A 10,345-nucleotide genomic window follows, 5' to 3' on the forward strand; every position below is an offset into this window, starting at 1 on the left:
TTCTTTGTAAACAGCATTTAAAAGATGCAAAAAAAAATAAAAAAGCGTAAAGAAAAAATGGAAGAGAGGTGATGTAAATCGCAACTGCTTCTTTATTATAAGGGGAGAGGTTATGTCATTTTTGCCTGAATGGTCTGTTCTTATAGAATTCGCTTTAACATCATTGGTTCTCGCTCTCATACCAGGACCTGATGTCATGCTATCAGTGGGACGAACCATTGCACAGGGCACAACAGCTGGAATTATGTGTGTCTTAGGGAGTTCAACAGGTTTTGCTATTCAGGTATTATCTGTTGCCATTGGCTTATCAGCACTTATTTTTACTTCACCAATCGCCTTTTTTCTTCTTAAAATTGCTGGCGCTTTTTATCTTTTATGGCTTGCCTTTCAAATGGTGCGAACACACTCAAAATTTTCTCTAAAAGAAAAACCGCAAAAAAAACAAAGCCTCAAACGTAACTATTTGGCTGGCATTGGAACCAGTCTTTTAAATCCCAAAGCTATTCTCTTTAACATAACTTTTTTACCGCAATTTATTAATGCTAATGACCCTATGGCCACACAAAAATTGCTCTTTTTAGGGTTTTTTTATATCCCTCTTTCTCTACCTGTCACAATTTCTATCGTTTTTATGGCCCACAAACTCTCCACGAGTCTTAGACAAAACCCTTCTTATATGCGCGTTCTTGATTGGATCGTTGCGGGTATTTTTACAAGCTTTGCTCTACGTCTTCTGATCGACAATAGATTTTAAATTGAGCTCAAATCATCGCCCATCATACTTTCAAGCTGCAAACGCTCTGATTTACGCAAACGCTCTGAAGTTGATTTAAGATTTCCACATGCAGCCAAAATATCACGTCCACGTGGCATTCGAATAGGCGAAGCATAACCTGCTCTATTAATCACATCAGCAAAACGTTCAATTTGCTCCCAATCAGAACATTCATAATGGCTCCCCGGCCATGGATTAAAGGGAATTAAATTAATTTTAGCAGGAATACCCTTAAGCAGTTTAATTAATTTCTTAGCGTCATCCAAACTATCATTGACGTCCTTTAACATAACATACTCAAACGTAATACGCTTAGCATTAGAAAGACCAGGATAATTACGGCAAGCCTCCATTAACATGCTCAGTGGGTATTTTTTATTGATAGGAACAAGAACATCTCGCAAACTATCACACACCGCATGAAGCGAAACGGCTAACATTACACCAATTTCTTCTCCAGCACGTATAATTTCAGGCACAACCCCACTGGTTGAAAGAGTAATGCGGCGTTTTGATAAAGAAAGTCCATCGCCATCAGAAGCAATCAATAAAGCTTTTTTGACCGCTTCAAAATTATAAAGCGGCTCACCCATACCCATCATAACAATATTGGTGATTTTACGTCTTTCCTCTGAAAGACTTGAATGATCAGGTTTATCTTTCCCAGGGAAATCGCCTAAACGATTACGTGCAAACAATAACTGCAACAAAATCTCTTCAGCGGTCAAATTGCGAACCAGTTTTTGTGTTCCCGTATAACAAAAAGAACAAGTCAGCGTGCATCCTACCTGAGATGAGACACACAAAGTACCACGCCCTTCTCCAGGAATATAGACTGTTTCAATTTCAACGGGCTTTCCTGCTCCACGTGCTGGAAACCGTAAAAGCCATTTATATGTGCCATCTTTTGATATCTGTTCTTCAACAATTTCGGGATATGCAATAGAAAAATTATCTTTTAGCATCTCCCGCATCGGCTTAGAAATATTGAACATCTCATCAAAAGATGAGACACCACGCACATAAAACCAATGCCAAAGTTGACGTACACGCATACGCGTTTGATGCTCTGGAACACCAATACTCCTCAATGCTTGTACCATTTCATCATGCGACAAACCAATCAAAGACTGAGACTGCTTTAATCTATCTCTTACCATCGCCTGATCTGTTTTAATTTTTTGGCATGCACTCATTGAGTGGTTATACGAAATAGCCATTACTTCCCAATTTTAGGTTATAAGTTCTTAATGACAATTTTGCGCTGCATTCAATGCCGCAGTCACTCCCTTTAAGGAATAAGTATAAGTCGTGCGTGTTCCCCGTTTTGAGACGGCTTGCACTTTCATCGTTGCACCTGCACGCATAGCTGCAACAAGCTGCGTTTCCATCCCTGAAGACGCTAACCAAGCCGATGAATCCTTCGTGAAGAAATTAAAAACCTTATCACCAACAGTCACAATAACTTCTGACCCTTCTTTCAAGACGTAGCCAGCCATAAATTGCGGTTCAAATGAAACAGGCGAACTAAAACGCTTAGTCACTAAAAAGAAATTATCGCCATGCCTAACATTTGTTGGTAATGCATTTAAAGGCATTGATAACACATAGCAAATTGTATTCTCTGCAGATTTATAAGAATAGGCTCCCCAAGATTCAAACTGATGTAAACGACTTGGTGTTTGTGCCCATACTGTTCCAGTAGTTGCAAGAATCATCATAGATATAGTGACAAAAATCTTCTTAAACATTCTCATTTAGCTCACTTCTTTATTTTTCAACAAAATTTTCTTTAATAGAAATCATATTATATCGCCAAAACAGATCTTTCACTTAATTGTGACCTCTTAGATCTTACTAAAACATGAACTTTTTTTATTCAATAACCAAATTTTCGAAATAATATTTTGATTTTATTTTGTTAATTTTTTTCAAAAAACATACAGGTTTTTGAATACGATAAACGTTTTTCTCATTTTCAAAACAAAAAATCTTTTTTCATTTCAACTTCAAAATAGAAAAAAAGTGAATACACGACTTAATCAATCAAGCACAAATCACCTATGTCATCAATAAACAATTTATTGTAAATCCTTGTAAAAATTTCTCTATAAAATTTAAATTGAAAATTTTTTAACCATAATCAATACAATGATTACAGACAGAGAATTATGTACACTAGAAAAATATAATGCGCTCCAATGCGATACCAATTAATCACTCACTTTCAAAACATAGTGTGTCGTTCTCTTAACCTATGTTCAGTCGATCATTAAGAATGTTTCAGGCTGCACTTAATTCTGAGTGATGAACCAATAAATTGTAAAGTACAGAAACGTCATTTGTATTGTATAATTTCTGGCTAATACCAGAATAGCGCAAAACACGCGCAACTTGCGACAAAGCTTTTAAGTGATCTGCTCCTGAATTCTCAGGTGCCAAAAGTAGAAAAACAAGGCTTACCGGTTCATCATCAAGAGCTTCAAAATCAACAGGAGTTTCAAGACGAGCAAAAATACCTGTGATTCGATCAATATCAGCAAGTTTTCCGTGAGGAATTGCAATACCACCCCCTACACATGTCGATCCTAATTTTTCACGTTGCAAAATAATATCAAAAATAGCACGCCCTTCAAGCCCTGTTAACTCAGCAGCTTTTTCAGCTAAAATTTGCAAAACCTGTTTTTTCGAATTTGCCTTAAGCACTGGAATAATTGCCTCCGGTGCAATTAACTCACTCAAATCCATGTTTCATTTTCCTTTTACACACTAAAATGTCACTCATAAAATCTACAAATAAATAGTTTTGATTCTAAAGATTTTCGTCAATTGTTTGCATCACCGCATGTATATTTACTCCCTAATGATAACATCCTGCCCATATTATCTTGGTTCAATTATCATCATTATTTGCTCCTGGAAAAAGAAGACGATCCGTTACATTTATTGCTACCACAGCAAAAACAATAAATATCATTTGTAAATACATTAATCGCCCAACCTCAGCAGTATCACTTTTCTTTAGAAAATTTTTCTCAAAGATTGCTGCAATAATGAGACATGCATAAGAACCCAATAATGTTCTTAAATTGGCTATGATTACGCGATTTAAAGTAAAAATCATGACAACACAAAAAGAGATTACTTTTTTAGCAATATTACTAAAAATCATCTGCATATTTCGTGTTTGATTTAACACGTGTAACGACGCCTTCTTTTTTAGATGCACAATGCCCCATACAAAATAGTGCACTCTAGGCTCAACAACTGTACCCATAGTATGATGACTAAAATATATCAAGACGGCATCACCAAAACGTCGTTTGTGCTGATTGTAAAAAAACTTACCAATCCATATCCCTTTCAGACGCTTGCAGATCCATAACAAACTCGTTTATCACTCATTACAAGATTAATCTAACGATAGATTTCCTATAAAATAAAAAACAAAACAAATCGAAAAACCAACAAAAATCATCTTTTCATAAGATGTCTTTCTAAGCAATCAGCAGGAAAATTCATTCCGGTTTATCGTCAAAAAGAAATTTTCATACAAATAAAAAAAACTTAGAAGAAAAATGTTATATCCCACCGAGAAAAAATATCTCATGATGCCAACAAATAACACGAAAAGACTTAACGATCATCCCTTCTTCACTCTTCATGAAGATCCCTTTAAACCACCGCACTTTCCCCCTTAATTCATAAGGTCTTAACCAGATCATTACGTCATTCACCTACAACAACTTATAGGCTTCTTATCCTGCGATGGAAACGTATGTTAACAGCGCTCATATGAGAAATCAAGAATAAAGCTTCATTGATACAAACAAATAAAATTGATTGTCTCTCATTGAAAATGACATTATATCTGCAGTCGTTGCTTTACCTAAACTTCAATGAACTGTTTACAAACTACAACTCTCAGAGAGAAAACTGATTTCCTAAATAAATTCTTCGTGTGTCAGCATCATTGATAATATCGTTTGGACACCCGTGAATTAACACTTGTCCTGCGTGAACAATATAAGCGCGATCGATAAGACCTAATGTCTCACGCACATTATGATCAGTTATTAAAACACCAATACCGCGTTGAGTTAAATGACGAATAAGTTGTTGAATATCAGAAATAGCAATAGGATCAATTCCTGCAAATGGTTCATCAAGCAGAATAAAATCAGGACGAGACGCTAAAGAACGAGCAATTTCAAGCCGCCGCCTTTCACCCCCTGATAAGGAAATTGCAGGGACTTTGCGCAAATGATCAATTTTAAATTCATGCAGAAGTGCATTTAACTCTTCACCGCGTTTAAAACGATCTTTTTCAACAATCTCCAAAACAGCTTTAATGTTATTTTCTACTGAGAGACCACGAAAAATAGAAGCTTCTTGCGGCAAATAACCAATACCCAAACGAGCGCGCCGATACATCGGCATATGCGTAACATCAAATCCATCAATCTCTATGGACCCTCCATCGGCTTTAACTAAGCCTGTAACCATATAAAAACAGGTAGTTTTACCAGCACCATTAGGGCCTAAAATGCCAACAGCTTCTCCCGTACGAAGACTAAAAGAAACACCATTAACGATTTGTCTTCCTTGATAAATTTTAATCAAATCGCGGGCAGCTAAGGTTCGTTTTAAAGGTTTTTCCAAAGCTTTACTTTCAGAGTTTTGTCTCGTTACTCGTTTCACTGTTTTGATTGCAAACATAAAATTTTAATGGCCACTCTTTTGATTTGATTGTAAAATGATCGAAACACGGCTTTTTTTCTCAGATGCTTCACATCCTTCAAGCAACGCTTTTCCTGTTTTCATATTGATTGTCAATTTACATCCTGTCGCAACGTTACGGCCATCCTTCAAAACAACATTGCCTGTCAAGGTCACCACATTTGATTTTCCATCAAAAATACCTTTATCGCCTGTAATGATTTGTGTCGCTATTTTAATATAAACATTCCCCAACGCTTCCATTTTTTTTACACCAGTTAAACCAGATCCGACAAACAATCTAGACTTTTTTCTTACTTCATTGATACCAACTGTTTGATGATCTTGATCATAATAAACAACTAATTTTGATGTTTGCAAAAGCCGTTCACCCTGAACAATTGAAACATTGTCATTGAAAATAGCGATACCCTTTTTTTCATGTATTTCCAAAGAATCTGAATATAATTCTATCGGCTTTTCTCCATTTGATAAATCAATTCCCATATGAGCCACTTCAGCATGTCCAAGCCCCCCCCATTTTAATAACCCTATGCTTAAAATCAAAAACCCACCTACCCATTTTTTCCATGATGTTTTTGATCTCATCTGATCACTCTCAGCTCTTATATTTATATAAATTTCAAACACGCGTTAAGGTTCATATTGAAATTATCTATTGCTGGCTAATAAGCAAATGCACACCACCTTGAAAATGCATTATTTGTCCTTTTTCGCAAACCCGCAAATTACCAGCTGTGAGAGAAAAATCTGCATTGTAAATATCTACACGTTGATCAGTTTTTAATTGACCTTCAGATAAATTAATATCTGCGGCCATAAATTGTGCAACCAATCCATCTTTTGTTTTCATTGTAAAGGGTTTGTTCAATTGCAAGTGAGTATTACTATTGTCGTAAATTCCTCTTTGTGCTTGGAGAAAAACCGATACCTGCTTACTTGCAGGAACTTCAGCTGTAATATTTTCTAACTCCACCACTCCTAAACGCATATGATCCTGAAACGCTTTTTCCGCTTTAAGCTGATAAGGTTGATTAGAACTTGTGTAACCTTCTAATCTTGGATCAACCATTGTCAATGCTGTTATCCCATCTTCTCCATTATTCAAAATTACAGTCTCAAAAGAAGTAGAAACGGAAAAAAATGTAAACCAGCAAAAAACAAGCGCTATAATAAATGCAAAGAAGGGTAAAAAAATTTTTAACACGTGAATCCAACGCGAATGACAATAAGCTGTTTTAAAAACATCGCTAAAAGACGATTTTACTGAAAAAACTTCATTGCGATTGTGTATGGCCATATTGTTTTCATCTCTCAAACACCCCATCTTTTAGTCCATGGAGTTTTTATAACAATGTATTTTTAAATTTCGCTTATTGCAATTCAACTTTTTTTGGTTTTATTTTGCTTTCATCAATTTATGTGTGTAACGTACACGTAAAAATAAATAGGAAAATGATTTTTTTCGTATAAATTGGAGAGGTTATTTTGATCAAATCAGAACTCATACAAATTATTGCTCGTCGCAATCCACATCTTCTTCAACGCGATGTAGAAAATATTGTTAACACCGTTTTTGAGGAAATTTCAATAGCTCTTGCCAAAGGTCATCGCATTGAACTTCGCGGTTTTGGAGCTTTTTCTGTCAAAAATAGATCCGCTCGTAATGGTCGTAATCCACGGACAGGGGAAACTGTTATGGTTGAAGAAAAATGGGTTCCTTCTTTCAAAACAGGTAAGGAGCTGCGTGACCGCTTAAATCAATGAGTAAATTTATGACACCTAAAAATATTCTTTTAACAATTATTTTGATACCTCTCACAGTTTTTTTGGTCGCTTTTATTGTAGCCAATCGTCAAATTGTTACACTAACTCTCAACCCTTTTTGGAGCAGTTCTCAAAGCTTTACATATCAAGCACCTTTTTTCGTTTGGCTTTTTATTTTTTTTGGTCTTGGTATTGTATTAAACAGTAGCATCAATTGGTTTACACGATGCCAATATCGTAAGGATCTTAAGAAAAAATAGCGCTGAACTTTAAGAAATTAGAATGACGAGAGCTCAAAAATCTAATATCAGTACTTTAATGATTTTTTTCTATTGTGTTTGATAACAGATTCAAAGGTATTTTTCTTCTCTTATCGTATTTTCATTAGCCTTAAACTCTAAAGCTCTATGAAAATTTAAAAGCCTCTTAAAAACTATTTCCTTTTACAATAAACGTGCCATGACACTGAATATACCTACACAACACTTTCAACCACATTCCGACAGTGTATATCCGAAAGAGAAATTACCTATTATTTTAGAAACAGGAGCTAGTACAGACTATGCTTTGATTGACTCTGGTAACGGAAAAAAGCTGGAGCGTTACGGCTCTTATCGCATTATTCGGCCAGAAGGCCAAGCGCTATGGAAACCAATCTTACCAGAAGAAATTTGGGATGATGTTGACGCTATTTTCACAGGCAATCGAGATGAAGAAGGTATAGGTCGTTGGCATTTTCCTAAAAAAACTCTTGATGAAACATGGCCTCTTTCTTGGAATGGCTTGTCGTTTCTAGGGCGTTTTACTTCTTTTCGCCATGTAGGTGTTTTTCCTGAACAGGACGCACATTGGCGCTCAATAGAAAAGCAAATTTTGCAAGCAGAACGTCCCATCAAATTGTTAAATCTTTTTGGCTACACAGGTATTGCCTCTTTGATTGGTGCGCGTGCCGGTGCTTCTGTCACCCATGTTGATGCCTCTAAAAAAGCTATTCTTTGGGCAAAAACCAATCAGGAAAGAGCAGAATTATCAAATCACCCTATTCGCTGGATTTGCGACGATGCAGTAAAATTTGTCGAACGTGAACTGCGTCGTCAAAAAACTTATGATATGATCCTTCTCGATCCTCCTGCTTATGGACGCGGACCCAATGGTGAAATTTGGCAACTTTTCGATCACTTACCAACAATGATTAAAAACTGTCGCAACCTTTTATCTGATGAGCCACTTGCTGTTGTACTCACGGCTTATTCTATTCGCGCTTCCTTTTATGCACTTCATACTTTAATGCGCGATGAATTCACAAATCTTGGTGGTATAATTGAATCAGGAGAATTGATTTTACGTGAAGAAGCTGGCAAACGTGCTCTGTCTACTTCTCTCTTTAGCCGTTGGATTGCTTGAATATGCACGGTCAAGTTAAAGAAATTACTTCTCTTAGTAACCCTATCATTAAAGATCTTAAAGCGCTCAATAAAAAGAAAAAGCGCAATCAAGAGGGACTCTTTATGGCAGAGGGACTTAAATTGGTAATTGATGCTTTAAATCTCGGTTGGACGATTCAAACACTCATTTTTTCCAAAAGCACACAAGGTAACACCACTATTGAAAATACTGCCGCACATATTCTTGCCAATGGTGGTTACGTTATCAGAGCTTCACAAAAAATTATGGAATCCATCACCCACCGCGATAATCCGCAAACTGTTGTTGGTATTTTCAAGCAACAATGGCACCCTATCGAAACCATAACAGAGTCAGCAAAAGATGTTTATATTGCTCTTGATCGTGTGCGAGACCCTGGAAACCTCGGCACCATAATCCGCACAGCCGATGCAGTAGGAGCAAAAGGTGTTATTTTGATTGGCGAGACAACAGATCCTTTCTCGCCTGAAACAGTCCGTTCAACAATGGGTTCAATTTTTTCTATCCCCCTTTACCGTTTTAACGAAAATGCCTTTTTGGACTGGTCTACAAACTTCAAAGGTATGATAATTGGTGCACACCTCCAAGGGGCTGTCGATTACCGCACTATCGATTTTAAAGGTCCTATTATACTTTTAATGGGAAATGAACAACAAGGTCTATCAAATGCGCTGGCAAATCGCTGTCACCAACTTGCACGTATTCCACAAAATGGGCATGCTGATTCTCTTAATTTAGCGATAGCCACAGCAATTATGCTTTATGAAATCCGTCGCTCTGATTTAACGCTTGAACCACGTGTTTAACACTTAACCCTAAAGTGAGAACAAAAATGACACTCAAATCACTGTTTTTTCTTCTTTTGGGTTTAATAATTACAGTATTGCTTGATCAAGCCATCAAATATTGGATTACGCACACTATGCTCTTAGGGACAGAAATTCCACTTTTTCCCTTTATTTCTCTTTATCATGTGCGTAATTCTGGCATTGCATTTTCGTTTTTTTCCTCTTTTTCCCATTGGGGGCTCATTGCTCTCACAATCACCATTATTGTTTTTCTTTTCTGGCTATGGAAAAACACTGAGCTTGACAAAGCTTTATCACGTTTTGGTATTGTTCTTATCATTGGTGGAGCAATCGGTAATCTTATTGACCGTATTCGTTTTCAAGCTGTCACGGATTATATATTATTTTATATTGATGGTGTCTTTTCTTTCGCCATTTTCAATCTTGCTGATACCTTTATAACGCTCGGTGCAATTTCCATTCTGATTGATGAATTTTGTATCTGGATAAAAACAAAACGCCATCTCGACAAATCTAAATAAGTAACATACTGATTGCTTTCCTATCAATACGGGTAAATCCATAAACCATATAAATATCTCTACGGATTTTGCACTTGGCTCTCTCTAAAAATTTATGTGCTATAATAATTTTGTTCCTAGCTTTCTTGTTATTGCGTGTAATATTTTAGAAAATTGATCAAGCCTCATTCGTTGAGTCAATCAAACGTTGTAAGGTAGTTCTTTTAAAATTTATCCCTATAGATCTTTTCGGTATCGGTAAAATAGGGTATTTTATTTTGCAAAAAATTTGCCAGAAAAATTGAATAATCTTGGATAAAGATCCGTTC

General features: G+C 36.3%; 13 protein-coding genes. 6 read left to right on the forward strand and 7 right to left on the reverse strand.

The genetic code is table 11. The features are described from left to right. The first annotated feature begins 112 nt into the window (after positions 1–112). A complete protein-coding gene (locus BARBAKC583_RS06630; RefSeq protein WP_005768178.1) occupies positions 113–754 on the forward strand; it encodes a LysE family translocator in 642 nt (213 codons plus the stop codon). Here the strand turns inward: BARBAKC583_RS06630 and rlmN are convergent. The 7 genes from rlmN to lptC all read right to left on the reverse strand — a co-directional run bounded on the left by rlmN (position 751) and on the right by lptC (position 6,815). Next, entirely contained in the window at positions 751–1,995 is a 1,245-nt protein-coding gene (gene rlmN, locus BARBAKC583_RS06635) for a dual-specificity RNA methyltransferase RlmN (RefSeq protein ID WP_005768181.1), read from the reverse strand. The two genes, BARBAKC583_RS06630 and rlmN, sit on opposite strands and share 4 nt — an antisense overlap. A gap of 27 nt (positions 1,996–2,022) precedes the next feature. Further along, entirely contained in the window at positions 2,023–2,526 is a 504-nt protein-coding gene (locus tag BARBAKC583_RS06640) for an invasion associated locus B family protein (protein ID WP_035453280.1), read from the reverse strand. 532 nt (positions 2,527–3,058) lie between these two features. After that, positions 3,059–3,523 (reverse strand): PTS IIA-like nitrogen regulatory protein PtsN, encoded by a 465-nt coding sequence (ptsN, locus tag BARBAKC583_RS06645; protein ID WP_005768183.1) that lies wholly within the window; start codon positions 3,521–3,523, stop codon positions 3,059–3,061. Positions 3,524–3,668: 145 nt separating this feature from the next. Then, entirely contained in the window at positions 3,669–3,974 is a 306-nt protein-coding gene (locus tag BARBAKC583_RS06650; RefSeq protein ID WP_005768184.1) for a hypothetical protein, read from the reverse strand. Positions 3,975–4,699: 725 nt separating this feature from the next. After that, the gene (gene lptB, locus BARBAKC583_RS06655) at positions 4,700–5,494 is read right to left on the reverse strand and encodes an LPS export ABC transporter ATP-binding protein (protein WP_005768187.1); all 795 of its coding nucleotides are present in this window, start codon (positions 5,492–5,494) and stop codon (positions 4,700–4,702) included. Between the two features lie 6 nt (positions 5,495–5,500). Next, entirely contained in the window at positions 5,501–6,103 is a 603-nt protein-coding gene (locus BARBAKC583_RS06660) for an LptA/OstA family protein (protein WP_005768189.1), read from the reverse strand. A 67-nt stretch (positions 6,104–6,170) separates the two neighbouring features. After that, positions 6,171–6,815, reverse strand: coding sequence for an LPS export ABC transporter periplasmic protein LptC (gene lptC / locus BARBAKC583_RS06665; protein ID WP_005768191.1), 645 nt, complete (start codon positions 6,813–6,815; stop codon positions 6,171–6,173). Positions 6,816–7,003: 188 nt separating this feature from the next. Between lptC and BARBAKC583_RS06670 the strand changes: the two genes are divergently transcribed. The 5 genes from BARBAKC583_RS06670 to lspA all read left to right on the forward strand — a co-directional run bounded on the left by BARBAKC583_RS06670 (position 7,004) and on the right by lspA (position 10,037). After that, the gene (locus tag BARBAKC583_RS06670) at positions 7,004–7,282 is read left to right on the forward strand and encodes an integration host factor subunit beta (RefSeq protein ID WP_005768193.1); all 279 of its coding nucleotides are present in this window, start codon (positions 7,004–7,006) and stop codon (positions 7,280–7,282) included. An 8-nt stretch (positions 7,283–7,290) separates the two neighbouring features. Further along, positions 7,291–7,542: a LapA family protein gene (locus BARBAKC583_RS06675; RefSeq protein ID WP_011807453.1), complete on the forward strand. Its 252-nt coding sequence runs from the start codon at positions 7,291–7,293 to the stop codon at positions 7,540–7,542. Positions 7,543–7,753: 211 nt separating this feature from the next. Beyond that, positions 7,754–8,686, forward strand: coding sequence for a class I SAM-dependent rRNA methyltransferase (locus BARBAKC583_RS06680; RefSeq protein WP_104408433.1), 933 nt, complete (start codon positions 7,754–7,756; stop codon positions 8,684–8,686). A 2-nt stretch (positions 8,687–8,688) separates the two neighbouring features. After that, positions 8,689–9,513 carry a TrmH family RNA methyltransferase gene (locus tag BARBAKC583_RS06685; protein ID WP_005768203.1) on the forward strand — a complete coding sequence of 275 codons (825 nt, stop codon included), beginning with the start codon at positions 8,689–8,691 and terminating at the stop codon, positions 9,511–9,513. A 26-nt stretch (positions 9,514–9,539) separates the two neighbouring features. Beyond that, a complete protein-coding gene (lspA, locus tag BARBAKC583_RS06690) occupies positions 9,540–10,037 on the forward strand; it encodes a signal peptidase II (protein WP_005768206.1) in 498 nt (165 codons plus the stop codon). The last annotated feature ends 308 nt before the right edge of the window (positions 10,038–10,345 follow it).

The organism is Bartonella bacilliformis KC583 (assembly GCF_000015445.1).
GTDB classification, from domain to species: Bacteria; Pseudomonadota; Alphaproteobacteria; order Rhizobiales; family Rhizobiaceae; genus Bartonella; species Bartonella bacilliformis.

What these genes read in the sequence shown, in the direction of transcription:
- BARBAKC583_RS06630 (WP_005768178.1), top strand. Translation starts at nt 113, where the DNA reads ATGTCATTTTTGCCTGAATGGTCTGTTCTTATAGAATTCGCTTTAACA.
- rlmN (WP_005768181.1), bottom strand. Translation starts at nt 1,995, where the DNA reads ATGGCTATTTCGTATAACCACTCAATGAGTGCATGCCAAAAAATTAAA.
- BARBAKC583_RS06640 (WP_035453280.1), bottom strand. Translation starts at nt 2,526, where the DNA reads ATGTTTAAGAAGATTTTTGTCACTATATCTATGATGATTCTTGCAACT.
- ptsN (WP_005768183.1), bottom strand. Translation starts at nt 3,523, where the DNA reads ATGGATTTGAGTGAGTTAATTGCACCGGAGGCAATTATTCCAGTGCTT.
- lptB (WP_005768187.1), bottom strand. Translation starts at nt 5,494, where the DNA reads ATGTTTGCAATCAAAACAGTGAAACGAGTAACGAGACAAAACTCTGAA.
- BARBAKC583_RS06660 (WP_005768189.1), bottom strand. Translation starts at nt 6,103, where the DNA reads ATGAGATCAAAAACATCATGGAAAAAATGGGTAGGTGGGTTTTTGATT.
- lptC (WP_005768191.1), bottom strand. Translation starts at nt 6,815, where the DNA reads ATGGCCATACACAATCGCAATGAAGTTTTTTCAGTAAAATCGTCTTTT.
- BARBAKC583_RS06675 (WP_011807453.1), top strand. Translation starts at nt 7,291, where the DNA reads ATGACACCTAAAAATATTCTTTTAACAATTATTTTGATACCTCTCACA.
- BARBAKC583_RS06685 (WP_005768203.1), top strand. Translation starts at nt 8,689, where the DNA reads ATGCACGGTCAAGTTAAAGAAATTACTTCTCTTAGTAACCCTATCATT.
- lspA (WP_005768206.1), top strand. Translation starts at nt 9,540, where the DNA reads ATGACACTCAAATCACTGTTTTTTCTTCTTTTGGGTTTAATAATTACA.